The sequence below is a fragment of the Albidovulum marisflavi genome, from assembly GCF_025751435.1.
Classification (GTDB): Bacteria; Pseudomonadota; Alphaproteobacteria; order Rhodobacterales; family Rhodobacteraceae; genus Albidovulum; species Albidovulum marisflavi.
On record NZ_JAOWKY010000001.1, the window covers coordinates 230,924 to 255,118 of the forward strand.

The following is a 24,195-nucleotide window of genomic DNA, read 5'->3' on the forward strand; positions in this document are numbered from 1 at the left end:
GGTCCCGCACTGTGATCGCACTCACCGGATTGTTTCTTGCCGCGTTCCTCGCAGCCACGCTTGTGCCCGCGCAGTCCGAGGCTGTCCTGACTGGACTGCTGCTGGCCGGTTCCCACCCCGTCGGGGTCCTGCTGGCGGTGGCGACTGCGGGCAATGTCCTTGGCGCGGTCGTGAACTGGGGACTCGGGCGCTTCCTGACCCGCTTCGCCGGCCATCCACGGTTTCCGTTTTCAACGACGCAGGTAGCGCGGGCACAGGCGTCATATGCCCGCTGGGGCTGGGCAAGCCTGTTCGGAAGCTGGCTACCCATCATAGGCGATCCGCTGACGCTTGCTGCCGGCGCGATGAGGGAGCCGCTCTGGCGCTTCCTGATCGTGGTGACAGTGGCGAAAGGCGGCCGCTACCTGGCTCTGGCCGGCGCCGCGCTGGCCTGGCACTGACCGGCGCCGCGCGCGACAGTCGCATCAGGGCCAAAACCAAGAAGCCATGCAAGCTCTTGGCGTTGCATGGCTTCTTTCTGGTAACTGGTGCCGGTGAAGGGACTCGAACCCCCGACCCCATCATTACGAATGACGTGCTCTACCAGCTGAGCTACACCGGCACTTCCCCATGCAGGCGAACGTGCCTGCAGGTGGCGGCTCCGCCTTGAGACGTATCTCGGGCGAACCGTGGGCGGGCTGATAGCACCATCGGACTAAAGTGTGTAGCCCTATTTTTCGTCTTTTTCCTGCTCCGCCTCCAGCTGGTCCACGGCCTCGTCATCAACGACGTAATCCGCGGCGGGGGCGATCCGGTCGCGCGGCTCGGGCGCGCTTCTTGCCCGTTCGCCGACGATCAGCGGCAGGACGGCCGCGCCAGCGGTCATGCCGGAACCCCTTTCCTCGGGTTCTCGCCAGGTAAAGGTGTCGAAACCACCGCAATTGTTGCAGACGGGGGACCATTGCGACTCGATGTTGTGGCACTTGTCGCAGACCCACTGGGGGCCGCGGCTTGCGGTCAGCGCCCGTGCAAGCCATCCCCGCACCACGGATTCGGGTGATCCCTCTCCGCGCTCGATCGCCGCCATGATCGTCAGCGCCCGCGCGGTCGGGTGGGCCTGGGCCAGCGCGCCCATCGCGCGGCGCGCTGCCGGGAAGTCCTCGGCGGCGATGTTCAGTTCCGCCTTGAGAAGCCGGCTTTCCTCGTGATCCGGCCGCGCGGCAATCAGTGCTTCGAAGCGCTTCAGACGCTCCTGCGGGGTCTCGTCTGGTGCGATCGCCGCGAAGGCCGCCGCCAGATCAGGGTGCGGCTGCTCTGACCAGGCCTTGACCAGAATCCGGTGGGCAAGCTTCGGCTTGCCCTTTTCGATGTAGCCGCGCGCCGCCATCGCTGCGGCCGGTATGAGGTCAGGCGAGGCCTTGTTTGCCGCTATGGCGGCTTCGCGCGCCTCGATCGAGGCCTCCTCGTCAAAGACCTCGCGCGCTTCCTGAAGGGCCAGCACGGCGTCGCGGCGAATGTGGACGTCGCGGGGCAGAAGCCCCTGCTTGTGCTTGGCGCTCAGTATCTTTCGCGCGCCACGCCAGTCGCCCGTTCCGGTCTGAAGCCGGAAAAGCGTGTCCTGCACGTCTTCGCTTCGGGGGTTCAGCGAAAACGCCTTTTCCGCCAGCTTCAGCGCTGTTTCCGTGTCGCCTTCGCCCAGCTTCTGCATCATCAGGCCACGCACACCGACGAACCGGGTCCGGTCGTCGGCCAGCAGACGCTTGTAGACAGCCGTCGCGCGGCGCGTATCGCCCGCCAGCTCGGCGGCCTGCGCCGTAAGCAGGTTCGTCAGCTCCGGCCGTCCCAGGAACTTTTCCGCACGCGCGGCCTTGGCCATCGCCACCCGCCCGTCACCGGACGCGATCGCCATCATGCCCTCGGCAAGGGCCTCGAACCCCTTGCGCTCGCGATTGCGGTTGAAATAGCGGCTGATCGCGGTTTCGTCACCGTTCAGGAAATGCAGCGTCGCGATCAGCAGACCAAGGATCCTCAGCGCGATCCAGACCAGGATGACCAGCAGCACCGCCGCGATCGCGGCCTGAAGCGGGCCCAGCGTGAATTCGGTATTGGCCACGATCAGACGCAACCCGCTGCCCTGATCGGCTAGGTGCCCTGCCAGAAGCGTAAGCGCCGCCACCACGGCGACGAAAACCACGATCTTGATGAAGGACCAGATCATCGTGCACCCCTCACTCGACGGCCTGCGCCAGCGCGGAAAGCGAAGCCTGCGCCGTCATGCGCCGCTGCGCAAGTCCGATCCATTCCCCCATGACCGCCTGGCCCGCCGCAGGCAGATTGCCGATTTCGTCTATCGCCCCGGCGATGTCCCCGGCCCGCAAGGCCGCTTCGGCCCGCGAAAGCACGGCATCGGGGTCGTCCCCCGCACGCGGGGTCAGCGACCGCGCCCCCGACTGGCTGCGCAGGAACGCGGTGATCTTGTCCAGCCAGCCGTCGCCCGCGGTTTCGCGCAAGGACACCGACAGGGCGTCACGCGATGCGGTTTCGAAGCGTGCCAGAAGCAGCTGGCTGGTCGGAACCCCCTTGGCCTGTTCGCCAAGCTCAGAAGGAACCTCCACGCCCGCGCTGGCAAGATCGGCAAGCGCGCCATCTATCGCCGCGCCGCTTTCCATGGCTGCCCGCAGATGGCTGAGCGCCGCGCGTGCAAGGCTGCGCTTTGCCTCTGCCTCGGCCTGGGCGCGAATCCGGGCGGCTTCCTCTTCGGCGGCGCCCAGACGGCTTTCGGCTTCTTCCGCGATCTGGGCAACCCTGCTTTCGATGGCGGAACTTTCGGACCTCTGGCCTTCGATCTCGGCCCTGAGCGTCGCGATCTCGCGCTCGAACGACTGGATCGCCGCCGTCGACACACCACCGCCGGATGCCGGGGCGCGTTCAAGCGCCGTCAGGCGTTCGTCAAAGGCATCGACGCGCTGCGTCAGGGCCGACAACGCTTCGGCAAAGCCGATGCGCTCCGCCTCGGCCTGGGCAAGCGCGCTGGACACCCGGTCATCAAGCGCCGCCATGTCCTCAGTCGACGCACCCGGAGCCATCGCGCCGACCCGCGTTTCAAGTGCCGAGATGTCCGCATCCTGCGTGCCAAGCTGCGCCTTGAGCACCGCGAGCTGCCCTTGCATGTCGCCCCCGGGCTGCAGTTGCGGCAGGACGTAATAGGCGGCGCCCGCCCCGATGCCGGCCGCCACGGCGCCGCCCAGAACGGTGCCGAACCATCCGCCACCGGATCGCGCGGGGCGCTCGGCTGCTTCATCAACCGTCGCGACAGGCGCTTCGTCCGGCATGTCTTCGCCCAGGGGAGCCTGTTCCACGGGTTCGTCCGTCGCCTCAGGCATCACGTCGGCGTCTGCAACCGAGGTGTCTGCAACAGGTTCCGCGACCTCAGGCGCTTCGGTGTCGATCGGGGCCTGGGCATCATCCGGGGTTTCGGAGCTTTTCTTTCTGGCCAATCGTGCCTCCCGATCGCTACGCCGGCCAAGGGCCCGCTTTCTTCAATCTAGCCACCACTTGGGCCCGCCTCAAGCCGAACCGGCTGCGGCGATAAGCGCGGCCAGCGCGTCCAGCATCGCGCCAGCGTCCGGCTGCGCCGCCACCTCAAGCGCAGCATGGGCCAGCGGTCGGGCCGCCTGGGCAACCCGATCGCTCATCGCGGCGATGTAAAGGGGGGCGGACACATCACACATGGCAGCTGACGCGCGCCGCGCCGACGCAGGCGAAAACAGGGGCAGCAGAAGCGGTTCACGCGCCCCTAGCGCGCGAAGCAGCTCGACCGACGGCGCCACGCGTGTCTGATCGTATACGACGGCAGAAACAGTCTCTATTCCGGCCGATTCAAGCATACCCGAGATATCGAACGCGATCTCGGCGCCATGCGGATATGCCAGTCGGCGGGCCTGCGCCGACGCGATGATCTGCCGTGCCAGCCCCTGCGCGTCGCCTGGGCCTTCGGTGGCCTGAAACCCCGCCGCGCGCGCCGCCTGCGCGGTGCGCGCGCCCACGCAGAGCGCGGGCAAATTCGTGCTTGGAAAAAGGCGCCGAAACCCCTCGACCGCATTGGCCGAGGTAAAGATCACCGCCTCGCATCCGGTCAGGTCCATCGCGGGCGTCAGGTAGCGGATCTCGGTCAGCGGAGAGGTGATGATGGGCCAATCGGCGCCAAAGCGGGCCCGAAAGGCGCCGGCGAAGGCCGCGGCCTGCGAGGCGGGCCGTGTCAGGATCAGCGTCGGCCGGATAATCGCGCCCCCCATTCGGGCCCCCGGGATTGTATGGAGCCTGTCTGGGTGTTACCTGCCAGAAGCAGGTCGCGCAACCGGCAGGATCATGGGCGAAACGATCACAATTCTAGGGCTTGAAAGCAGCTGTGACGACACCGCTGCCGGTGTCGTCCGACTTGTGGGCAACCAGCCCGAAATCCTGTCCTCGGTGGTCGAGGGCCAGACCGACCTGCATGCGGCCTTCGGGGGCGTGGTTCCCGAGATTGCCGCGCGCGCGCATGCGGAGAAGATAGACACCTGCGTCGAACAGGCGCTGTCTGACGCGGGCGTGGCGCTGGCCGATCTGGATGCCGTGGCCGTCACGGCCGGACCCGGCCTGATCGGCGGCGTCCTGGCCGGGGTCATGTGCGCCAAGGCGATATCCGCTGCGGCGGGTCTTCCCCTGATCGGCGTCAATCACCTGGCAGGGCACGCGCTGACGCCGCGCCTGACGGACGGGCTGTCCTTCCCCTACCTCATGCTTCTGGTCTCCGGCGGGCATTGCCAGTTCCTGCTTGTCCGTGGGGTGGAGGACTTCACGCGCCTCGGCGGCACGATCGACGACGCGCCGGGCGAAGCTTTCGACAAGACGGCAAAGCTTCTGGGGCTGCCGCAGCCGGGCGGCCCCTCGGTCGAGGCCAGGGCCGCAGAGGGCAAGTCCGCGCGCTTTGCCTTTCCGCGCCCGCTGCTGGACCGTCCTGGGGTGGACCTATCCTTTTCGGGCCTCAAGACGGCGCTGTTGCGCGCGCGTGACGGCGTGGTGGCGGAAAAGGGCGGCCTGACCGAGCAGGACCGCGCCGACCTTTGCGCGGGCTTTCAGGCGGCGGTGGTTGACGTCCTTTCGGCAAAATCGGCACGCGCACTGGACCTTTATCTGGACGAGGCGCCGGCGCAACCTGCCTTTGCCGTCGCGGGCGGTGTCGCCGCGAACAGGGCGATCCGCGCGGCGCTTGAGCAGGTGGCGGCAGAACGTGGGGTGCGCTTCCTGGCACCGCCGCTTTCGCTTTGCACCGACAACGCGGCGATGATCGCCTGGGCCGGGATCGAACGGTTCCGGCTGGGTCTTCGCGACGACCTGAGTCTGTCGGCGCGGCCGCGTTGGCCGCTTGACCGTCGCAGCGCGCCGATGCTTGGCGCGGGCAAGAAGGGGGCCAAGGCATGACAATCGCGGTTCTGGGCGCGGGGGCATTCGGCACGGCGCTTGCGGTTGCGCTGGCGCGCAACGGTGACGCGGTTGGCCTGTGGGCGCGCGATGCAGGCCATGCCGCCGCAATGCAGGCGACACGGCGTAACGACCGGCGCCTGCCGGGCGCGGAACTGCCCCAGAACGTCACTGTTTCGGCCGAAATCGCAGATTTTCTGGCGGCCAGCACGATCCTTCTGGCCGTGCCGATGCAGCGGCTTGACGCATTCCTGCACGACCATGCGGGGGCGCTGGACGGGCGAATGCTCGTGGCCTGCTGCAAGGGGATCGACCTTGCTTCGGGCCGCGGACCCGTGGCGATCATCGCCGCGGCATGCCCCAAGGCGACCCCGGCGATCCTGACCGGGCCCAGCTTTGCCGCAGACATCGCGCGCGGGTTGCCGACCGCACTGACTCTGGCCTGCGCCGATCCAAGGGCCGGCGAGGCGCTGCAGGCGGAACTTTCGACGCCCGTTCTGCGACTCTACCGGACCGAGGACACGGCCGGGGCGGAACTGGGTGGCGCCTTGAAGAACGTCATCGCGATCGCCGCAGGCGTCGTCAGCGGCGCAGGGCTGGGCGACAGCGCCCGTGCGGCCCTGATGACGCGCGGCTTTGCCGAGATGAGCCGGCTGGCGTTTGCCCTTGGCGCGCGGCCCGAAACCCTTGCGGGACTGTCGGGGTTCGGAGACCTGGTGCTGACCTGTACCTCGGCCCAGTCGCGCAACTTCCGCTTCGGCCAGGCGCTTGGCGCGGGCGAACCCTTCGACACCACCACGACCGTCGAGGGCGCGGCGACCGCCGAGGCCGCAAGCGTCGTCGCCGGACGCATGGCCATCGACATCCCCATCACCCGGATGGTCGCCGCGCTTGTCGGTGGCCATGTTTCCGTTCCGCAGGCCGTCGAGGCGCTGCTTTCCCGTCCCCTGAAGAAGGAATGACCATGCACTTCGCCGTCATCTGCCGTGACAAGCCCGGCCACCTGCAGACACGTCTGGACAACCGCGCCGGGCATCTGGCCTATATCGAACAAACCGGCATCGTCGCGCTGGCCGGCCCGCTGATCGAAGATGGCCAGATGTGCGGCTCTCTCGTGATCCTCGATTGCGCGGATCGCGCCGCAGCCGACGCGTGGGTGGCAGGCGACCCCTATGGCATCGCGGGCCTTTTCGACAGCGTCAGCGTCACCGAATGGAAAAGGGTCATCGGCTGATGGCGTACTGGCTTTTCAAGTCCGAACCCGACGCCTGGAGCTGGGACCAGCAAGTCGCCAAGGGCGACGCGGGCGAGGAATGGACCGGCGTGCGCAACTACCAGGCGCGCAACAACATGCGGGCGATGAAGCTGGGCGACAAGGGCTTCTTCTACCACTCCAACATCGGCAAGGAGATCGTCGGCATCGTCGAAGTTTCGGCCGAGTGCCACCCGGACTCATCCACCGACGACCCCCGGTGGGAATGTGTCGACATCCGCGCCATCCGGCCCTTGCCCCGCGCCATCACGCTGGAAGAGGCAAAGGCGGAACCGCGGCTTGCCGACATGGCGCTTGTCAAGAATACCCGCCTGTCGGTCCAGCCGGTGACCGACGCGGAATGGAAGGTGATCTGCGAACTCGCAGGTCTGTAGACCGCCGCGCGACGGCAAGGCATGATGGCGCCACGAAACAGTACGAGGTTCCATCATGTCCCTTCTCAGCGTGCTTATCGCGGCGGCGGCGGGTTATGCGCTTGGCGCGGTGTGGTACATGTCGCTGTCGCGGCAGTGGATGACGGCGGCGGGTGTCGCTTGTGACGAAAACGGCAGGCCGCTGCAACGGAGCATCACGCCCTTCATCCTCTCGGCCGTCGCCATGCTTCTGGTTGCGGGCATGATGCGGCACATTTTCGGAATGGCTGGTGTCGACGGGTTCGGCGCCGGGCTGGTCGCAGGGTTGGGCCTTGGCGCCTTTATCGCGGCGCCCTGGATCCTGATCAACTATGCCTACGCGCGCCGGCCCGGCTCCCTGACGCTGATCGACGGGGGATACGCCATCCTTGGCTGCGCGATCATTGGCGCGGTGCTGGGTCTGTTCTGAATTTCAGCGGGGTCCCGGGCACACGGTCCGGGACCCCTGCCACCCCGGCGCACCCCTGCACCATCCGCGACAATCGGTCTCGGCCGTACTGGCCTGTTGCGGTCGATCGTAGGGTCGCACCGTCGCCGCGGCAAGCGCAATCTCAGGACAATGATAAACGAAATCAAGGGATTGCGTTAACCCTTGCGTAAGGATCGCGTCTTGGTCAGGGATGCCGCGCCTCGGCCCCAAGTTGCACGACCAGCATGTAGTACAGCACCGCACGATACTTCGGGTCGCCTGCCGCGCCGTACATCTCGACCGCCGCCCGGATCGCCTCTGGCAGATCGTGCCCATCGGGCAGGGCGAGCTTGCGCACAAGGAAATTGCGGCGTATCCGCGCCAGTTCTGCGGGGCTGTCCACATCGACGATCCCACCGTCAGGCACGAAGATCGTGGGCCCACAGCCGTCCACCACCCGTTCCAGCAACGGCATGTCGGGGTCAAGGCCGCACTTGCCGCTGAGCTCGGCGGCATAGAGCGCGATCAAAGCCTCCCTTCGGCCCATGGGCGTTCCTCCGGCCAGAAGGATAGATCGGATCGCATCCGTCGCAAGAAAAAACCCCCGCCGAAGCAGGGGTTTCCGGGTTCCATCCGCTCAGTAGCGGTAGTGGTCCGACTTGTAGGGTCCGTCGACTGTCACGCCGATATAGTCGGCCTGCTCGGGGCGAAGCTGGGTCAGCTTGACGCCAATCTTGGCAAGATGCAGCCGCGCGACCTTTTCATCCAGGTGCTTGGGCAGGATGTAGACCCCGGGCTTGTACTCCGCCCCCTTGGTCCACAGCTCGATCTGCGCCAGGACCTGGTTGGTAAAGGAGGCCGACATCACGAACGACGGGTGGCCCGTCGCGTTGCCGAGGTTCAGAAGACGCCCTTCGGACAGAAGGATGATCTTGTTGCCCGACGGCATCTCGATCATGTCCACCTGGTCCTTCACATTGGTCCACTTGTGGTTCTTCAGCGCGGCGACCTGGATCTCGTTGTCGAAATGGCCGATGTTTCCGACGATGGCCATGTTCTTCATCTCGCGCATGTGCTCGATGCGGATCACGTCCTTGTTGCCGGTGGTGGTGATGAAGATGTCGGCGTCATGCACGACGTCTTCCAGCACCACGACTTCGAACCCATCCATGGCCGCCTGCAGCGCGCAGATCGGATCCACCTCGGTCACCTTCACGCGCGCACCCGCACCGCGAAGGCTGGCGGCGGACCCCTTGCCCACGTCGCCGTACCCGCAGACGACGGCGACCTTGCCCGCCATCATCACGTCGGTCGCGCGGCGGATGCCATCGACCAGGCTTTCCTTGCAGCCGTACTTGTTGTCGAACTTCGACTTGGTGACGCTGTCGTTGACGTTGATCGCCGGGAAGGGCAGAAGGCCCTTCTTGTGCAGGTCGTAAAGGCGATGGACGCCGGTAGTGGTTTCCTCGGACACGCCACGGATCGCGTCGCGCTGCCTGGTGAACCAGCCCGGGCTTTCCTTCAGGCGCTTCTTGATCTGGTTGAAGAGGCAGATTTCCTCGTCCGAGGTGGGCACCTCGATCAGCCCGGTTTCGCCCGCCTCGACCCTCGCGCCCAGCAGGATGTAAAGCGTCGCGTCCCCGCCGTCGTCGAGGATCATGTTGCAGGCACCTTCCGGGAACTGGAAGATCTGGTCGGTGTAGGCCCAGTATTCCTCAAGCGTTTCGCCCTTGATGGCGAAGACCGGAATGCCGGCCTCGGCGATCGCCGCCGCGGCGTGGTCCTGGGTGGAAAAGATGTTGCACGATGCCCAGCGGACATCGGCGCCAAGCGCCCTTAGCGTCTCGATCAGGACCGCCGTCTGGACCGTCATGTGCAGCGATCCCGCGATGCGCGCGCCCTTCAACGGCTTCGTCGTTCCGAACTCCTCGCGCAGCGCCATCAGGCCCGGCATCTCGGTTTCGGCGATGTCGAGTTCCTTGCGGCCGTAGCCCGCCAGCGCGATGTCGCGCACGACATAGTCCTTGGCCATCGGCCATACTCCTTCGATCGAATTTGACCGGTCAGATAACACCCGAAGCCAAACGGGGCAACATGCGTGTTTCCGGCACCCACCCGTGTTGACAGGCCCGCCCGCCAGAACGACAGTCGCCGCCGTCGAGCCTGACAAGTCCTGGGAATGCGCAATGGTGACCCTTCGTCCGATGACCGAAATCGAATTTGCCGACTGGAGCGTGATGTCGCGCGACGGCTACGCGGCGGACCTGCAACGGGCACACGGCATATCGCCGGACGAGGCGCGGAGGCTTGCGGACGCTTCCCTCGACAGGCTTCTGCCTGACGGCATGGCGACCCCCGATGCGTATGTGTTCAGCGCAGAGAACCACGAAGGCAATGTCGTGGGCTGGCTGTGGATCGCGATCAGGCGTGAATGGGGAAGGGTGGAGTGCTTCATCTACGATATCGGCATATACGATCCGCATCGTCGCAAAGCATACGGCCAGGCCGTGCTTGCCGCGCTTGATCCAATCGCCGGCAAACTTGGCGCGACATGCCTCGGCCTGCACGTCTTCGGCGACAATCCTGCCGCCGTGGCGCTTTATGAAACGGCTGGATTCCGGGTCACGGAACTGACGATGAGCAAGGCGGTCGCGAATTGAAACAGCCCCGCGCCTGGCAACGGATGCTTTCGGGCCGCAGGCTTGATCTGCTGGATCCGACGCCGATGGATATCGAGATCGAGGACATCGCCCACGGCCTGGCCTTCGTCGCGCGATGGAATGGCCAGACGCTGGGGGACTGGCCCTATTCGGTGGCCGAACATTCGCTTCTGGTCGAGCGGATCTTTACCCGGCTGAATCCCGGCATTGCCGCACGCTGGCGGCTTGCGGCGCTTTTGCACGATGCGCCGGAATACGTGATTGGTGACATGATCAGCCCGGTGAAGGCGGCGGTCGGCCCCGGCTACGGTGCGCTTGACGAACGGCTGACGGCGGCGGTGCATCTGCGTTTCGGACTGCCCGCCGTCCTTCCGTTGCTGATCAAGAAACAGATCAAGCGCGCCGACCGCATCTCTGCCTGGCACGAAGCCGTGAAGATCGCAGGTTTTACCGAGAGCGAGGCAAGACGGTATTTTGGCCAGCCAGAATTGCCGCTGACCGGACCGGTCCGCATCGTCTTACGGCCCCCGGTCGAGGTACGGGCGGAATTCCTGAAAAGATTCACCGCGCTTCTGGACGAGAGTTGAAAAGGCGCTTCCTTTTACGGGCGCCGTTGCAAGTGTTCAGATCGCAAGATCTTCCAGAGATTTTCCGGACTTCAACGCGGCTTCGGCCCAGCGCGGCTTGCGGCCGCGGCCGGTCCAGGTTTCAGATGGATTCGCGGGGTTGGCATATTTGGGTTTCGCAGGCGCGCGTTTGCGAACAGGCGCCGCACCCAAGAGCTCGTTGAGCGAAAAGCCAAGGGATTTCGCCTTTTCCTCAACAGCGGCAAGGGCTTCTTTCTTCTTGCGCTGCTCGAACTCGTCAATCGCGCGCGCCACCTGGGTTTGAAGCGACTTGAGTTCCTTCAGAGACATGTTGGTAAGGTCGACAGACAAAACAATCCTCCTCGCAGGTCAGTTTTACTGACGTGCAATTAACTTCCATTAAGTCCGATTAATTGCAACCTTTTCGTTGCGAATTTATTTCGGACTGCGCTTTGCGAGAATTCTTTGAAGCGTTCTGCGATGCATGTTCAAACGCCTTGCGGTTTCGGATACGTTCCGATCGCACAGTTCGTAAACCCGCTGAATATGTTCCCATCGAACACGATCGGCAGACATCGGGTTTTCCGGCGGCGGGGGCAGCATTTCCCCCCTGGCCAGAAGCGCGTTCGTGATGTCATTCGCATCGGCGGGTTTGGAAAGATAGTCGGTGGCCCCGATTTTAACCGCCGCTACGGCGGTGGCGATCGCCCCGTAGCCGGTCAGCACCACGACGCGGCAATCAGGCCGCCGTTCGCGAAGGGCTTCGACAACGTCCAGCCCGTTCCCGTCCTCAAGCCGCAGGTCCACCACCGCGTAGGCGGGCGGACGCGCCATCGCCGCGGCCTTGCCCGCAGCGACGCTTTCGGCCGTCTCGGGCAGGAAGCCCCGCTTTTCCATCGCGCGGGCAAGGCGCGAAACGAAGGGCGCGTCGTCATCGACAAGAAGCAGGGTCCGGTCCGCGCCCAATTCCGCAAATTCGTCTTCGGCCATGCCGCCCTCGGTTGCTGCTGACAAGATCGTTCTAGGGGCAATACCCCCGCCGGTCAAATGCCCCTACCGGGCCGCGTCCACGAAGCATGCGACGCTTTCGGCCAGCTTCTGGGACGATGTTTCGCGCGAATAGAATTCGACGAAACCCTGACCGGGCAGCATGAGGTATGTCTGTGTCATGTGATCGACCAGGTAATAGTCGTCATCCGGGTTTTCCGGCGCCTTGTAATAGGTCTTGTAGGCGTTGGCCGCGGCGCGGATCTGTGCCTCGGTCCCGGTCAGGCCGATCAGGCGCGGATGAAGGTAATCGGTCCATTCCTTCAGGACCTCGGGCGTGTCGCGGCGTGGATCGACCGAGATGAAGACAGGCGTAACGTCATAGCCCATTTCGTCAAGCACATCGACCGCTTCGACATTGCGCCCCATGTCGGCCGGGCAGATATCGGGACAGAACGTGTAGCCGAAATAGACGAGGCTGGGCTTTGTCAGGACGTCGCGGTCCGTGACCGTCCTGCCATCCTCATCCACCAGCGTGAAGGCGCCGCCGACCGCGCCGGAGCCGCCTGCGATGACACTTTGACGGCAGTTCGCGAAGGGATCGCTGCCGTGCTGCTGCGTCACGGCGAAGATACCCACCAGCAGGATCGCGATGGCTGACCCTGACGCTATGGCGATACGGCTGGGGGAAATGGACATGTTATCCGCCTCGGCTACGTTGATTGGCTTGCCGACTGCAACTATCAAGCTCGTGACCCGTTTTCCAGTGCCGGGGGCAGGATGACCAGTTCACATCCGCAGGACGAACGCGACGTTCCTGTCGAATTCCAGGGCGTCCGCGTCCGCCTGAGAACGCTGATCCTTCTGCGATGGGCCGCCATCGCGGGACAGGTTGCCGCGTTGACCGTCGCCTCGGGTCCCCTGAACCTTGCGATACCGCTTGGCCCTTGTTTTCTGCTGGTTGGCTTGGCGATTGCGGCAAACATGGCCGCCATCACGGTGTTCCCCGAAACGAAGCGTCTGTCCGAAGGCCAGACGCTGGCAAGCCTGCTTTTCGATACCGCGCAGCTTGCTGTCCTGCTGTCCCTGACCGGCGGACTATCGAACCCGTTCGCCTTTCTGATCCTGGCGCCTGCGACAATTGGCGCCACCGTGCTTGGCGCCAGGTCAAGCGTCGCTATCGCGCTCGTGACCATCGCGGTCGTCACGATGGTCGCATGGTTCCACCTTCCCTTGCGCACCGACGCAGGGGTCGAGATCGCGACACCCGCCATGCTGAGCCTCGGCCACTGGCTGGCGATCGTCATCGGCGTCACCTTCCTGTCGATCTACGCGGGCCGCGTCGCGTCCGAGATACGCTCGATGAGCCGGGCGCTGCTGGCGACGCAGATGGCGCTGGCGCGCGAGCAGAAGCTGACCGACCTGGGCGGGGTCGTCGCAGCCGCGGCGCATGAGCTGGGAACTCCGCTTGCCACCATCAAGCTCGTCAGCGCGGAGCTGGCCGATGAGCTGGACGACCGTCCCGAGCAGCGCGACGACGCGCTTCTGATACGGCGTGAGGCCGACCGCTGCGCCGAGATCCTTCGGTCGATGGGGCGCGCCGGAAAGGACGACCTCCACCTGCGCGCGGCCCCCGTTTCCGCCGTGCTGCGCGAGGCGGCGGAACCGCACCTCGATCGCGGCCGCGACGTCCGGTTCGAGCTTTCACCGGCGGCGGGCGGCTCGGACCGGGAACCGACGATCCGCCGGCGTCCTGAAGTCATTCACGGGCTGCGCAACCTGATCCAGAACGCCGTGGACTTCGCGCGCGCCACGGTCTGGGTCGAGGCAAGATGGAGCGCGGAGCGCCTGGTGCTGAGGATCGTGGACGACGGCAATGGCTTTCCGCCACATCTTCTGGGACGGATCGGGGATCCGTTCATCCGCCGGCGGCCCGCCGAACCCGCGCCGGGACGACCGGAATACGACGGGATGGGGCTGGGCCTGTTCATCGCCAAGACACTGCTTGAGCGGACGGGCGCCGAGATCACCTTCGCCAACGGGAGCGATCCGTTCCTGGCAGAGGCCGAGCGCCCCGAGCGCTGCGGCGCCATCGTCGAGGTGGTTTGGCCGCTTTCACGCATTGGGCAGCCATCTTCAGGTCCGCTCGGTGAAAACTTAAGGCATTGAGAATACCACGAAAAAGCCTTGGTTGGTTAAGCACCTGTTAACCCATTCGCATGAACCCTCGCAGCCGGGGGTTGGAAGAGGGTGTGGATCATGTCCCCGGCGCTCGTTTTCGCGGTCATCGTGGCGGCTTCCGCCTTTGCGGCAGCTGCTACGGCTGTTCTGACGCTTATCCTTTTCGAAGACTGGCGCCGGGTCCGTCAGCAGGCCAGTGATCCAGGCCCCCACCCGAAGCCTCATGTCTTCCTCTTCGAGGATCGCGAGCTGGTCGACACCAATTCTTCGGCGTGTTCGCTGTTGTGCTCTCTGCCCGCCGGGCCCAGCGACTGGCTGCGCCTGATGGCCTATCTTGCTCCGCGTTTTGCCGATCTTGCCCCGGCCCTTGAAAACGGGGCAGGGGCAGGGGGACTTACCTTGCGCGCGAAGGACGGCGGCACGCTTGAGATCACGGGCGGCAAGTCCCTGCTGCTGAGGCTGGCGTACATTCCGGGCGGCGCGCAGGATGAGCCGGCGCCCGACGTTTCCTGCCGACGCGCTCAGCAAGAGGAACTTGACTGCCTGCGCGAGACCCTTGACGCGCTGCCACTGCCCATCTGGCGCACATCGGCAGACGGAACCGTGCTGTGGGTCAACCGCGCCTACGTCGCGGTCGCTGCCACTTCGGCGGGCTGCAGCGAAGACGAACTAGCCTGGCCGCTGCCAAACCTTCTGGATCGCGCCCCGCCCGCGCGCTCCGAAGAACCCCGGCGGCTGCGGCTGGCCGGCAGCCCGTCGCATTGGCTGCAGATCGAGACCGTGGCGCTTCCCCGCGCCGATCTTCACGTCGCGCTGCCAGCCGATGCGCTGGTGCAGGCCGAGACGACCCGTGAAGAGATGATGCAGACGCTTGCCAAGACATTTGCCGGACTGCCGATCGGCCTTGCCGTCTTCGACTGCAAGCGCCAGCTCGTGCTATTCAATCCAGCCTTGGCCGACCTGACTGATCTGCGGCCCGAATTTCTGATGACGCGGCCGCAGTTTCACGCGTTCTTCGACCGCCTTCGGGACCAGCGCATGATACCGGAGCCGCGCAATTATCATACTTGGCGTCAGGAAATCGCGGACATCGAGAGCGCCGCGGCATCGGGCCATTACGAGGACACCTGGAACCTGCCCTCGGGCGTGACCTACAGGGTCACCGCCCATCCGCATCCTGACGGCGCGCTTGCGCTGTGGTTCGCGGATGTCAGCGCGGACATCTCGCTGACCCGACGCTTCCGGGCCGAGCTTCAGACCTGTCAGGAGGTATTCGACCAGTTGGAAACGGCGATCGCGGTGTTTTCCGCTGCCGGCGTGATGACGCTGTCGAACAGCGCCTTTTCCGGGCTTTGGGGGTTCGACGCGACGCTTGCAGTTGCTCCGGTGGATGTTGCCGACATGATCGCGCTATGGCAGGCGCAGACAGATCCCTCACCGGTCTGGGAAGCGCTGCTGCGTCACCTGTCGGATCTTGACGCGCGCGAAACCTGGTCGGGAACGGTGCGCACGCTTGTCGGCACGAGCATCCTGGTCAGCGCGACGCCGCTTGGCGGCGGGGCGACGATGCTGTCGTTCGACACGAACGCCGCAACGGCCACGAAGCCGGCGGCCCGTTCCCGAATGCTGCCCCTGCCGGCGCTCTGACGCGGCAGGTCTCAGCAATCGGCTTGCCGCCAACGCACGCTCGGCTAAAAGTCGGCGCATGGATCCCAACACCGACCATCCGACCCGGATCGAGCTTCGCCTGCCGGACGCCCAGGCGACCGAGGCCCTGGCGCGCCGCCTTGCGCCGTTGCTGCGCGGTGGCGACACGATCCTGCTTGAAGGGGATATCGGCGCAGGCAAGACCCATTTCGCCCGCGCACTGATCCGAACGCGCCTTCAGGCGATCGGACTGGACGAGGATGTCCCTTCCCCCACCTTCACCATCGTCCAGACCTACGACGCCGGTGACGTGGAAATCTGGCATGCCGATCTGTACCGGCTGTCCGGCGCGGACGAGATATGGGAACTTGGGCTGGATGACGCCTTTCGCACCGCGATCTGCCTTGTCGAATGGCCTGACCGACTGGGTCCGTTCCGGCCCGAAAGCGCCCTGTCCCTGCGGTTCGAGGCGCTGCCCGATGATACGCGGCGGCTGGTGATCCGCGCCGATGGCGGTCGAGCGCTACAGATATTGGCCATCGTCAGCACGGAGGCGCAGCATGGCCGGGCGTGACAGCGCCACCACAGGGTTCCTGCGCGCCGCCGGTTGGGCCGATGCCGGGCGCAGCGCGCTTGCGGGCGACGCGTCGGCCCGTCGGTATGAGCGTCTTCTCCTTGGCGAACGCAGCGCGATCCTGATGGACGCGCCGCCTGAAAAGGGAGAGGACGTCAGCCGCTTCACCCGGATGGCATCCTGGTTGCTGGCCCAAGGCTACTCTGCCCCGCGTCTTCTGGCCGAGGATGCGGCCAGCGGTTTCCTTCTGCTCGAGGATCTTGGGGACGACCTGCTCGCGCGCATTGCCGCGGCGGATCCGTCTCGGGAACCTGCGCTTTATGCGCTCGCTGTCGATTTCCTCGCCGACCTGGGCAAGCGCAGGGTTCCCGATTTCCTTCAGCCTCTCGACGGGCCGGCGCTGGCGGCGCTGCTGGGATGGGTCGGCGAATGGTATCTGCCCGCGATGGGGGCTGCACCCGACACGGTCGCTGGGCTGCCCGACACCTTCGTCCGGCTTTACCGCGGCCTTGCCGGCGATCGCCCGATGGTCGTATCGCTCCGGGATTTCCACGCTGAGAACCTGCTCTGGCTGCCCAACCGATCCGGAATTGCGCGACTGGGTCTTCTGGATTTCCAGGACGCCGTGGCTGCGCATCCGGCCTATGACCTCGTCTCGCTTCTGCAGGACGCGCGCCGCGATGTAAGCCAGTTGACCGAGGCGGCGATGATCGATCGCTTCGCGGGCGATTCCGGCTGGAACAGGGACGAATTCGGCGCGATCTACGCCCTTCTGGGCGCGCAGCGCAGCCTGCGCATCCTTGCGGTGTTCGCGCGGCTTTGCCTGCACCTGGGCCGCCCCCGGTACCTGGAGTTCATGCCGCGGGTCTGGGGATATCTTGCACGCAACCTTGCCCACCCCGCGCTTGGCGAGCTAGCCCAGACGCTTGCCCACCTGCCTGAACCGACCAACGCTGACCTCGCGCGTCTCAAGGACCATTCACCATGCCCGACGCCCTGATGCTGTTTGCGGCCGGGCTTGGCACCCGGATGCGCGAGTTGACCAGCAACCGCCCAAAGCCGCTGATCACGGTCGCGGGCCGTGCGCTTCTGGATCACGCGCTTGATCTTGCGCGCGCCGCTGGTGTCGGTCGCATCGTCGCCAACGTCCACTACCTGGCCCCCCAGATCCGGACCCACCTTGCGGGACAGCCCGTCCTGATCTCGGACGAAACCGACGCGCTTCTGGAAACCGGCGGCGGCTTGGCCCGCGCGCTGCCGCTTCTGGACGCCGATCCGGTTTTCACGCTGAACACGGACGCGGTCTGGACCGGCGCCAATCCGCTGTCGGAGCTTCGCGCCGCCTGGCGCGACGGGGCCGAGGGGCTTTTGCTTCTGGTCCGGCGCGAGGCGGCCACCGGCCACACCGGCAAGGGCGATTTCGACATGGACGACGCCGGGCGGCTGACGCGCGGGACGACCTATGTCTACACAGGGGCGCAGATCCTCAGCACACCGCGTTTCGCTGCCCGCAAGGCCGGCGCCTTTTCAATCAACCCGGTCTGGGACGAGATGATCGCCTCAGGCACGCTTTTCGGCACGCTCCATCGAGGCGGATGGTGCGATGTCGGCCGCCCGGAAAGTATTGCGCTGGCGGAATCGATGCTCCAGTCTGACCGCGATGTTTGAACCGGCTTCGTCGCCCCGAGTTTTCGCCCTGCCACCCGGCGCGGATTTCCCGGCCCGGCTGGTCGAGGGGCTGATCGCGCGCATGGCCGACCAGCCGCCCGAGGCGATGGCGCGGGTGGACCTTTACCTCAACACGGCCCGGATGCAGCGGCGCGTTCGATCGCTGTTCGACGACCACGGCGCGCGCTTTCTGCCGCGCCTCAGACTGGTCACCGACCTTGGCCGCGATCCGCTGGCAGGGCTTCCACCCGCCGCACCACCGCTGCGGCGCCGGCTTGAACTGGCAGAACTTGTCCGCGGCCTGGTGACCCGCCTGCCGGATTTCGCGCCGGGCACTCCGGTCTTCGGACTGGCCGACAGCCTTGCCCGGCTTCTGGAAGAGATGGAGGGCGAGGGCATCACGCCTGCGGCGCTTGAAAACCCGGCGCTGGTTGAAAACCACGCGGCCCACTGGGAACGCAGCCTGGCCTTCCTGCGCATCATAGGGCGCTACTTCGTCTCTGATTCAGCCGAAACGTCGATTGGCCCCGAAGCACGGCAACGCCGGATCATCACCACGCTTGCCCAACGCTGGCGCGAAATTCCGCCCCAACATCCCGTCATCGTCGCAGGATCTACCGGGTCGCGCGGAACGACGGCCCTGTTCATGGCGGCGGTGGCGCGGCTGCCGCAGGGGGCGATCGTGCTGCCGGGACTGGATTTCGACATGCCCACCGCCGCATGGACCTGCCTTGAGGGCGGGGCGGCGCCGGCAGAGGATCATCCGCAGTACCGCTTCCTGAAGCTCGCGCACGATCTGGACCTGGCGCCCTGGGACATCCCCCCATGGGCGGAACACGCGGCCCCCGATCCGGCGCGCAACCGGCTTCTGTCCCTGGCGCTGCGACCGGCGCCCGTCACCGACCAGTGGATGGCCGAGGGCGCGCACCTTGGCGATCTGCCCAGCGCGACGGAAGCCCTGACGCTGATCGAGGCGCCGTCACCCCGCACCGAGGCGCTGGCGCTGGCGCTTCGCCTGCGCGAAGCGGCCGAGCAGGGCACCCGCGCAGCTCTGATCACGCCCGACAGGACCCTCGCGCGGCGGGTTACCGCGGCGTTGGCACGCTGGGGCATATCCCCCGACGACAGCGCGGGCGAACCGCTGAACCAGACGGCGCCGGGCCGTTTCCTGCGCCATGTCGCGGGCCTCTTTGGCCGCAAGCTGAGCGCCGAGGCGCTGCTGGTTCTGCTCAAGCACCCTCTGACGGCAACAGGATCGGGCGACCGTGGAAATCACCTGCGCTTCACGCGCGACCTGGAGCTCAAGATCCGCCGCTCAGGCCCGCCGTATCCCGCAGGGCTCGACATTGTCGCCTGGGCCAGGGCCAAGGGCGAACCCCTGCGCATCGCCTGGGCAGAATGGCTGGCTGACGCGATCCGCGGGCTGGATGATCCGGCCGAACTGCCGCTGGCGGACCGGGTCGCGGCGCATCTGGCCCTTGCCGAGACGCTGGCCGGGGGGCCGGGGGGTGACGTTACGGCAAGCGGGCTGTGGCGGGATGAGGCAGGGCGTGCGGCGCGGCTCGCCTTGGACGGCCTGGCACGAGAGGCCGATGGCGCCGGCCTTTATTCCGCGCAGCATTACGGCGAGCTGATCGCCGGCATCCTGTCATCGGAGATGGCGCGAAAGCCCGAGGGAACCCATCCGCGAATCGCGATCTGGGGCACGCTCGAGGCGCGCGTTCAGGGTGCCGAGCTCGTGCTTCTGGCGGGGCTGAACGAGGGCATCTGGCCGTCCCTGCCGGCCCCGGATCCCTGGCTTTCGCGGCAGATGCGGCTGAAGGCAGGGCTTCTTCTGCCCGAGCGCCGTGTCGGCCTGTCGGCCCACGATTTCCAGCAGGCTGCAGCCGCGCCCTTGGTCGTGCTGTCCCGCGCCACACGGGATGACGAGGCGGAAACCATCCCTTCGCGCTGGCTGGCACGGCTCACGAACCTGCTGGCAGGACTGCCGGGGAATGGCGGGCCAGAGGCGCTGGCGGCCATGACCGGACGCGGCCAGGCGCTGGTCAGGCTGGCCGAGGCGCTGGAAACCCCGCAGCAGGCCACGCCCGCCCCGCGCCCCGCGCCGCAACCACCGGTCGACGTGCGCCCGTCCGAGCTGCCTGTGACCGCGATCCGCACACTGATCCGCGACCCCTACGCGATCTACGCGCAACGCATCCTGAGGCTGCGCAAGCTTGACCCGTTGCGCGCCGAGCCCGACGCGCGCAAGCGCGGCGAGGTTTTGCATGACATCGTCGAAGCCTTCATCCGGGGCCGTCCGGAAGGGGAAACACCTGTCGCGGCACGCGCGCGGCTGATGGAAGTCGCCAGGCGATTGCTCTGCGACACGATCCCCTGGCCCTCCGCGCAGCGGCTTTGGCTTGCCCGCGTGGATCGCATCGCCGACCGCTTCGTCGGCGCCGAGGAAAAGCGCGCGGGCAGAGGCACGCCTGCCGTGCTTGAGGAAAAGCACCGCCTGCCCATCCCGGAACTTGGCTTCACCCTGACGGCGAAGCCAGACCGGATCGACCTTTTGCAGGACGGGCGGGTTCATCTTTACGATTACAAGTCAGGCACACCGCCGACACCTGCCCAGCAGAAGCACTTCGACAAGCAATTGCAGCTTGAGGCGCTCATGGCCGAGCGGGGCGCCTTTGCAGAGCTTGGCCCGCGCGAGGTCGAAGGCGCCACCTATGTCTCCTTGGGCGGAAGGTCCGAAGACCGACCGGCGGATGTCGGGACCGAGGCGCTGGCGGCGACCTGGGACGGCCTTGTCAGGCTGATCCGCGCCTACCAGCGGCGCGATCGCGGGTACGCCGCGCGCCGCGCCGTATTCGAAAGCCGGTTCGAGGGCGACTATGACCATCTGGCGCGCTTCGGCGAATGGGAAATGGGCGACCCCCCGGACCCGCAGGAGGTCGGATGATGGACGACGCCACCCGCGCACAGGTCCGCGCTGCCGACCCGGAAGCCTCGACCTGGCTGTCCGCCAATGCCGGCTCGGGCAAGACGCGCGTACTGATCGACCGCGTGGCCCGGCTGCTGCTTGACGGCACCGAACCGCAGCGCATCCTGTGCCTGACCTACACCAAGGCCGCTGCAAGCGAGATGCAGAACCGACTTTTCGGGCGGCTGGGCGAATGGGCGATGCTGCCCGAGCCCCAGCTTCGGGCGGCGCTGGCCAACCTTGGTGCGACGGGACCGGTCGACGCCGAAGCGCTGGCCCGGGCGCGCAGATTGTTCGCGCGCGCGATCGAAACGCCTGGCGGCCTGAAGATCCAGACGATCCACTCCTTCTGCGCCGCGCTTCTGCGCCGCTTTCCCGTCGAGGCGGGCGTGTCCCCCGACTTCACCGAGATGGACGACCGCACCGCAGCGCTGTTGCGCGCCGAAATCGTCGAGGAGCTTGCCGCGGGCGACGACATAGGGGCGGTCGACGCCCTTGCCTCGCTGGTTTCGGGCGACGACATCGACCCCTTCCTGGCCGATCTGGGCCGAAACAGTGACGCTTTTGCCCAGCCGCTGACGCGGGCCGAGGTCTTTGAACTGTTCGCCCTGCCGGCGGGCTTCGACCGCGCGGCGCTGTTGGCCGAGGTGTTCAAGGGAAGCGAGTCCTCGCTCTTCGGCGTCCTCGTCCCCTTGCTTGCCGCCAGCGGGCCCAACGATGCGAAGGCCGCGGCGAAACTGGCCGCGGCGAACTTCGCGGCGCCGGATGAACACGTGCTTACCGTTCTGGAATCCGTTCTGCTGACAGGCGAAGGTGCGAAGGCCCCCTTCAGCGCCAAGATCGGCAGCTTTCCCACGAAGGGCTTGCGCGAAGGCAAGGCCGCGGCCCTGATGCCCGAGCTTGACGCGTTGATGGAGCGGGTCGAAGCGGCGCGCCACCTGCGGATCGCCCTTGGCGCCGCCGAACGGACCTTGGCCCTGCACCGCTTCGCCGGGGCGTTCCTGCCACGCTACGCGGCCCGAAAGGCGGGGCAGGGCCGGCTTGACTTCGACGACCTGATCACCCGTGCCGCCGCGCTTCTGGGGGACCGGTCAGTGGCCTCTTGGGTCCTGTTCCGCCTGGATGGCGGCATCGACCACGTGCTGGTGGACGAGGCACAGGACACAAGCCCCGCGCAGTGGAAGGTGATCGAGCGCCTGACCGAGGAGTTCACGGCCGGCGAGGGCGCGCGCGGAACGCTGCGCACGATCTTCGTCGTCGGCGACAAGAAACAGTCGATCTATTCCTTCCAGGGCGCGGACCTGAAGGAATTCGACGGTATGCGCAACCATTTCACCGCCAAGTTCGCGGCGCTTGGCCGCGCGATGGAGGATATGGAGCTTCTGCACTCCTTCCGGTCGGCCGATGCGATCCTGCGCGTCGTGGACCTGACCTTCGGCGACCAGACGAACCATGGCCTTGGCGGTGCGCCCCGTCACTTGGCCTTCCACGCCGGCAAGCCCGGCCGGGTTGATCTGTGGGACCCGATCCCCAAGCCGGAAAAGGTCGCGCCAGACGCATGGTACGACCCCGTGGACATCCTGCCCGACGCGCATGAGCACGTGGTCCTGGCGCGCAAGATCGCCGCCGAGATCCGGCGGATGATCGATGCCGGCACGACGCTTCTGGAAAAGAGCGGCCCGCGCCGGATCCACGAGGGCGATTTCCTGATCCTCGTCCAACGGCGCGGTCCCCTGTTCGCCGAGATCATTCGCGCCTGCAAGGCCGAGCGGCTCGAAATCGCCGGCGCCGACCGGCTGAAGCTGGGTGGAGAGCTGGCGGTCAAGGACCTTGCGGCGCTGTTGAGCTTCCTTGCCCTTCAGGAAGATGACCTGTCACTGGCGGCGGCCCTGCGCTCGCCGCTGTTCGGCTGGACCGAAGGACAGCTTTACGATCTGGCGCACAAGCGCCCTGCCAAGGTCTATCTGTGGGAGGCCCTGCGCAATCGCCGCGACGCGTTTCCGCAGACGCTGGCCGTTCTGGATGATCTGCGCAAATGGGCCGACTTCCTGCGCCCCTACGAACTGCTTGAACGGATCTTGACCCGGCATGGCGGGCGGCAGCGCCTGCTCGCGCGGCTGGGACCGGAGGCCGAGGACGGGATCGACGCGCTTCTTGCGCAGGCCCTGTCCTATGAGCGGACCGAGGTCCCGAGCCTGACCGGCTTTCTTGTCTGGATGCAGACGGACGAGGTGGAGGTGAAGCGCAGGCTCGACAGCGCAAGCCGTGCAATCCGCGTGATGACCGTTCATGGCGCCAAGGGGCTGGAGGCGCCGATCGTCATCCTTCCCGACACCGCCCGGCGCGGCGAGCAGTCCCGGGATGAAATCTACGTGACCGGGCAGGGGATCGCGCTGTGGAAGACGCCCGCCGCCGAAAGCCCCGCCCTGATCTCGGACCTGAGGGACGAGTTCAGGGACCGCCAGCGGCAAGAGCGGATGCGGCTTCTATACGTCGCGATGACGCGCGCGGAAAGCTGGCTTATCGTCTGTGCCGCGGGTGAAACCGGCGCGGGCGAAGACAGCTGGTACGCGCTGATAGATGCCGCGGTGGACAAGGCCGGGGCGGCGCCCGCGCGGGCGGACGGGGCGGCCTGGGACTTCGGCCCCGGCAAGCGATTCGAGCTTGGCGAATGGCCCCTGCCCGTCTCTTCCGAGCCAGGCGCGCCACAGGCCCCGGACACTCCACCGACGCCGCCGCGCTGGCTTCTGGCCCCGGCGCCGTCCGCGCCGGACGCGGCGCTGGCGCTTTCGCCCTCCGCTCTTGGCGGGGCCAAGGCGCTTGCCGGCGACGCCGGGCTGGATGAGGAACTGGCAATGCGCCGCGGCACCCTGATCCATCTGCTTCTGGAGCACCTGCCGCTTTGGCCGCGCGCCGACTGGCCCGATATCGCCGAGGCGCTTCTGGCGGCGGAAACGGACGCGGATCCCTCTGAATCCGAAACCCTTCTTGCCGAGGCCACCAGCGTTCTCGACAGCCCGGCGCTGGCCCCGATCCTGGCGCGCGGCCTGCGCGAGGTCGAATTGACGGCTGCGCTGCCCGAACTGGGCGGTCGCCAGCTTCACGGGACCATCGACCTTCTGCTGGTCGAGGCCGACAGGGTTCTGGCCATCGACTACAAGTCGAACGCCAGCGTTCCCGACCGCCCCGAAACCGTTCCCGACGGGATCCTGCGCCAGATGGGCGCCTACGGACAGATGCTGTCGGCAATCTATCCCGACCGGCCCGTCCAGACCGCGATCCTGTGGACGCGGACGGGTCAGCTGATGGAGCTGCCTACCGATATCGTGCGGGCGGCACTGCAATCGACCACAACAGCTTGACGTCGGCGGCCCTTGTTCTTACCT

General features: G+C 66.5%; 23 protein-coding genes and 1 tRNA gene. 15 read left to right on the forward strand and 9 right to left on the reverse strand.

The genetic code is table 11. The features are described from left to right. The first annotated feature begins 11 nt into the window (after positions 1-11). Positions 12-440, forward strand: a complete 429-nt coding sequence (locus OEW28_RS01195) for a YqaA family protein (protein WP_263732904.1) — start codon at positions 12-14, stop codon at positions 438-440. An 85-nt stretch (positions 441-525) separates the two neighbouring features. Here OEW28_RS01195 and OEW28_RS01200 read toward each other — a convergent pair. From OEW28_RS01200 to OEW28_RS01215, 4 genes are all read right to left on the reverse strand, one after another. Beyond that, positions 526-601: transfer RNA gene (locus OEW28_RS01200), tRNA-Thr, on the reverse strand. Between the two features lie 108 nt (positions 602-709). Further along, positions 710-2,197 carry a heme biosynthesis protein HemY gene (locus tag OEW28_RS01205; protein WP_263732905.1) on the reverse strand — a complete coding sequence of 496 codons (1,488 nt, stop codon included), beginning with the start codon at positions 2,195-2,197 and terminating at the stop codon, positions 710-712. A gap of 10 nt (positions 2,198-2,207) precedes the next feature. Next, a complete protein-coding gene (locus OEW28_RS01210) occupies positions 2,208-3,476 on the reverse strand; it encodes a COG4223 family protein (RefSeq protein WP_263732906.1) in 1,269 nt (422 codons plus the stop codon). A gap of 69 nt (positions 3,477-3,545) precedes the next feature. After that, positions 3,546-4,274 (reverse strand): uroporphyrinogen-III synthase, encoded by a 729-nt coding sequence (locus OEW28_RS01215; protein WP_263732907.1) that lies wholly within the window; start codon positions 4,272-4,274, stop codon positions 3,546-3,548. 73 nt (positions 4,275-4,347) lie between these two features. On the opposite strand from OEW28_RS01215, the gene tsaD reads away from it, so the two are divergent. From tsaD to OEW28_RS01240, 5 genes are read left to right on the forward strand one after another with little or no spacing between them, the layout of a single operon-like run. Beyond that, complete coding sequence (gene tsaD, locus OEW28_RS01220; protein ID WP_263732908.1) at positions 4,348-5,442, forward strand: tRNA (adenosine(37)-N6)-threonylcarbamoyltransferase complex transferase subunit TsaD; 1,095 nt, start codon at positions 4,348-4,350, stop codon at positions 5,440-5,442. Then, positions 5,439-6,404: an NAD(P)H-dependent glycerol-3-phosphate dehydrogenase gene (locus OEW28_RS01225; protein ID WP_263732909.1), complete on the forward strand. Its 966-nt coding sequence runs from the start codon at positions 5,439-5,441 to the stop codon at positions 6,402-6,404. The genes tsaD and OEW28_RS01225 overlap by 4 nt, the downstream gene beginning before the upstream one ends. A gap of 2 nt (positions 6,405-6,406) precedes the next feature. Continuing rightward, positions 6,407-6,676 carry a YciI family protein gene (locus OEW28_RS01230; RefSeq protein WP_263732910.1) on the forward strand — a complete coding sequence of 90 codons (270 nt, stop codon included), beginning with the start codon at positions 6,407-6,409 and terminating at the stop codon, positions 6,674-6,676. Continuing rightward, positions 6,676-7,089: an EVE domain-containing protein gene (locus OEW28_RS01235; RefSeq protein WP_263732911.1), complete on the forward strand. Its 414-nt coding sequence runs from the start codon at positions 6,676-6,678 to the stop codon at positions 7,087-7,089. The genes OEW28_RS01230 and OEW28_RS01235 overlap by 1 nt, the downstream gene beginning before the upstream one ends. Before the next feature lie 55 nt (positions 7,090-7,144). Next, positions 7,145-7,537 carry a DUF1761 domain-containing protein gene (locus tag OEW28_RS01240; RefSeq protein WP_263732912.1) on the forward strand — a complete coding sequence of 131 codons (393 nt, stop codon included), beginning with the start codon at positions 7,145-7,147 and terminating at the stop codon, positions 7,535-7,537. 205 nt (positions 7,538-7,742) lie between these two features. Here the strand turns inward: OEW28_RS01240 and OEW28_RS01245 are convergent, their stop codons facing one another. Together OEW28_RS01245 and ahcY are read right to left on the reverse strand one after the other, a co-directional pair. Then, the gene (locus tag OEW28_RS01245) at positions 7,743-8,084 is read right to left on the reverse strand and encodes a DUF2853 family protein (RefSeq protein ID WP_263732913.1); all 342 of its coding nucleotides are present in this window, start codon (positions 8,082-8,084) and stop codon (positions 7,743-7,745) included. 90 nt (positions 8,085-8,174) lie between these two features. Then, positions 8,175-9,569: an adenosylhomocysteinase gene (gene ahcY / locus OEW28_RS01250; RefSeq protein ID WP_263732914.1), complete on the reverse strand. Its 1,395-nt coding sequence runs from the start codon at positions 9,567-9,569 to the stop codon at positions 8,175-8,177. A 154-nt stretch (positions 9,570-9,723) separates the two neighbouring features. Here ahcY and OEW28_RS01255 point away from each other — a divergent pair, with 154 nt between their 5' ends. Together OEW28_RS01255 and OEW28_RS01260 are read left to right on the forward strand one after the other, a co-directional pair. Further along, positions 9,724-10,197, forward strand: coding sequence for a GNAT family N-acetyltransferase (locus tag OEW28_RS01255; protein WP_263732915.1), 474 nt, complete (start codon positions 9,724-9,726; stop codon positions 10,195-10,197). Next, a complete protein-coding gene (locus OEW28_RS01260; RefSeq protein WP_263732916.1) occupies positions 10,194-10,784 on the forward strand; it encodes an HD family hydrolase in 591 nt (196 codons plus the stop codon). The genes OEW28_RS01255 and OEW28_RS01260 overlap by 4 nt, the downstream gene beginning before the upstream one ends. Positions 10,785-10,820: 36 nt before the next feature. On the opposite strand, the gene OEW28_RS01265 is transcribed toward OEW28_RS01260, so the two are convergent. The 3 genes from OEW28_RS01265 to OEW28_RS01275 all read right to left on the reverse strand — a co-directional run bounded on the left by OEW28_RS01265 (position 10,821) and on the right by OEW28_RS01275 (position 12,470). Further along, positions 10,821-11,114: an H-NS histone family protein gene (locus OEW28_RS01265; RefSeq protein ID WP_412174787.1), complete on the reverse strand. Its 294-nt coding sequence runs from the start codon at positions 11,112-11,114 to the stop codon at positions 10,821-10,823. Positions 11,115-11,219: 105 nt separating this feature from the next. Continuing rightward, on the reverse strand, positions 11,220-11,774 hold the full coding sequence (locus OEW28_RS01270) for an ActR/PrrA/RegA family redox response regulator transcription factor (protein ID WP_263732918.1): 555 nt from the start codon (positions 11,772-11,774) through the stop codon (positions 11,220-11,222). A gap of 63 nt (positions 11,775-11,837) precedes the next feature. Next, a complete protein-coding gene (locus OEW28_RS01275; protein WP_263732919.1) occupies positions 11,838-12,470 on the reverse strand; it encodes an SCO family protein in 633 nt (210 codons plus the stop codon). 81 nt (positions 12,471-12,551) lie between these two features. On the opposite strand from OEW28_RS01275, the gene regB reads away from it, so the two are divergent. The 7 genes from regB to addA all read left to right on the forward strand — a co-directional run bounded on the left by regB (position 12,552) and on the right by addA (position 24,171). Then, positions 12,552-13,940 (forward strand): sensor histidine kinase RegB, encoded by a 1,389-nt coding sequence (gene regB, locus OEW28_RS01280; RefSeq protein ID WP_263732920.1) that lies wholly within the window; start codon positions 12,552-12,554, stop codon positions 13,938-13,940. A 90-nt stretch (positions 13,941-14,030) separates the two neighbouring features. Then, the gene (locus OEW28_RS01285; RefSeq protein ID WP_263732921.1) at positions 14,031-15,599 is read left to right on the forward strand and encodes a PAS domain-containing protein; all 1,569 of its coding nucleotides are present in this window, start codon (positions 14,031-14,033) and stop codon (positions 15,597-15,599) included. A 58-nt stretch (positions 15,600-15,657) separates the two neighbouring features. Next, a complete protein-coding gene (tsaE, locus tag OEW28_RS01290) occupies positions 15,658-16,173 on the forward strand; it encodes a tRNA (adenosine(37)-N6)-threonylcarbamoyltransferase complex ATPase subunit type 1 TsaE (protein ID WP_263732922.1) in 516 nt (171 codons plus the stop codon). Further along, positions 16,160-17,173 (forward strand): aminoglycoside phosphotransferase family protein, encoded by a 1,014-nt coding sequence (locus OEW28_RS01295; RefSeq protein WP_263732923.1) that lies wholly within the window; start codon positions 16,160-16,162, stop codon positions 17,171-17,173. Before tsaE ends, OEW28_RS01295 begins: the two co-directional genes overlap by 14 nt. Next, the gene (locus OEW28_RS01300) at positions 17,158-17,841 is read left to right on the forward strand and encodes a nucleotidyltransferase family protein (RefSeq protein WP_263732924.1); all 684 of its coding nucleotides are present in this window, start codon (positions 17,158-17,160) and stop codon (positions 17,839-17,841) included. The genes OEW28_RS01295 and OEW28_RS01300 overlap by 16 nt, the downstream gene beginning before the upstream one ends. After that, positions 17,834-20,788, forward strand: coding sequence for a double-strand break repair protein AddB (addB, locus tag OEW28_RS01305; protein WP_263732925.1), 2,955 nt, complete (start codon positions 17,834-17,836; stop codon positions 20,786-20,788). The genes OEW28_RS01300 and addB overlap by 8 nt, the downstream gene beginning before the upstream one ends. Beyond that, entirely contained in the window at positions 20,785-24,171 is a 3,387-nt protein-coding gene (gene addA, locus OEW28_RS01310; RefSeq protein WP_412174767.1) for a double-strand break repair helicase AddA, read from the forward strand. The genes addB and addA overlap by 4 nt, the downstream gene beginning before the upstream one ends. Positions 24,172-24,195 lie beyond the last annotated feature (24 nt).

What these genes read in the sequence shown, in the direction of transcription:
- OEW28_RS01240 (WP_263732912.1), top strand. Translation starts at nt 7,145, where the DNA reads ATGTCCCTTCTCAGCGTGCTTATCGCGGCGGCGGCGGGTTATGCGCTT.
- ahcY (WP_263732914.1), bottom strand. Translation starts at nt 9,569, where the DNA reads ATGGCCAAGGACTATGTCGTGCGCGACATCGCGCTGGCGGGCTACGGC.
- OEW28_RS01295 (WP_263732923.1), top strand. Translation starts at nt 16,160, where the DNA reads ATGGCCGGGCGTGACAGCGCCACCACAGGGTTCCTGCGCGCCGCCGGT.
- addB (WP_263732925.1), top strand. Translation starts at nt 17,834, where the DNA reads ATGTTTGAACCGGCTTCGTCGCCCCGAGTTTTCGCCCTGCCACCCGGC.
- OEW28_RS01235 (WP_263732911.1), top strand. Translation starts at nt 6,676, where the DNA reads ATGGCGTACTGGCTTTTCAAGTCCGAACCCGACGCCTGGAGCTGGGAC.
- OEW28_RS01225 (WP_263732909.1), top strand. Translation starts at nt 5,439, where the DNA reads ATGACAATCGCGGTTCTGGGCGCGGGGGCATTCGGCACGGCGCTTGCG.
- OEW28_RS01255 (WP_263732915.1), top strand. Translation starts at nt 9,724, where the DNA reads ATGGTGACCCTTCGTCCGATGACCGAAATCGAATTTGCCGACTGGAGC.
- tsaE (WP_263732922.1), top strand. Translation starts at nt 15,658, where the DNA reads ATGGATCCCAACACCGACCATCCGACCCGGATCGAGCTTCGCCTGCCG.
- addA (WP_412174767.1), top strand. Translation starts at nt 20,785, where the DNA reads ATGATGGACGACGCCACCCGCGCACAGGTCCGCGCTGCCGACCCGGAA.
- OEW28_RS01230 (WP_263732910.1), top strand. Translation starts at nt 6,407, where the DNA reads ATGCACTTCGCCGTCATCTGCCGTGACAAGCCCGGCCACCTGCAGACA.
- OEW28_RS01215 (WP_263732907.1), bottom strand. Translation starts at nt 4,274, where the DNA reads ATGGGGGGCGCGATTATCCGGCCGACGCTGATCCTGACACGGCCCGCC.
- OEW28_RS01300 (WP_263732924.1), top strand. Translation starts at nt 17,158, where the DNA reads ATGCCCGACGCCCTGATGCTGTTTGCGGCCGGGCTTGGCACCCGGATG.
- OEW28_RS01285 (WP_263732921.1), top strand. Translation starts at nt 14,031, where the DNA reads ATGTCCCCGGCGCTCGTTTTCGCGGTCATCGTGGCGGCTTCCGCCTTT.
- tsaD (WP_263732908.1), top strand. Translation starts at nt 4,348, where the DNA reads ATGGGCGAAACGATCACAATTCTAGGGCTTGAAAGCAGCTGTGACGAC.
- OEW28_RS01245 (WP_263732913.1), bottom strand. Translation starts at nt 8,084, where the DNA reads ATGGGCCGAAGGGAGGCTTTGATCGCGCTCTATGCCGCCGAGCTCAGC.
- OEW28_RS01205 (WP_263732905.1), bottom strand. Translation starts at nt 2,197, where the DNA reads ATGATCTGGTCCTTCATCAAGATCGTGGTTTTCGTCGCCGTGGTGGCG.
- regB (WP_263732920.1), top strand. Translation starts at nt 12,552, where the DNA reads ATGACCAGTTCACATCCGCAGGACGAACGCGACGTTCCTGTCGAATTC.
- OEW28_RS01270 (WP_263732918.1), bottom strand. Translation starts at nt 11,774, where the DNA reads ATGGCCGAAGACGAATTTGCGGAATTGGGCGCGGACCGGACCCTGCTT.
- OEW28_RS01275 (WP_263732919.1), bottom strand. Translation starts at nt 12,470, where the DNA reads ATGTCCATTTCCCCCAGCCGTATCGCCATAGCGTCAGGGTCAGCCATC.
- OEW28_RS01265 (WP_412174787.1), bottom strand. Translation starts at nt 11,114, where the DNA reads ATGTCTCTGAAGGAACTCAAGTCGCTTCAAACCCAGGTGGCGCGCGCG.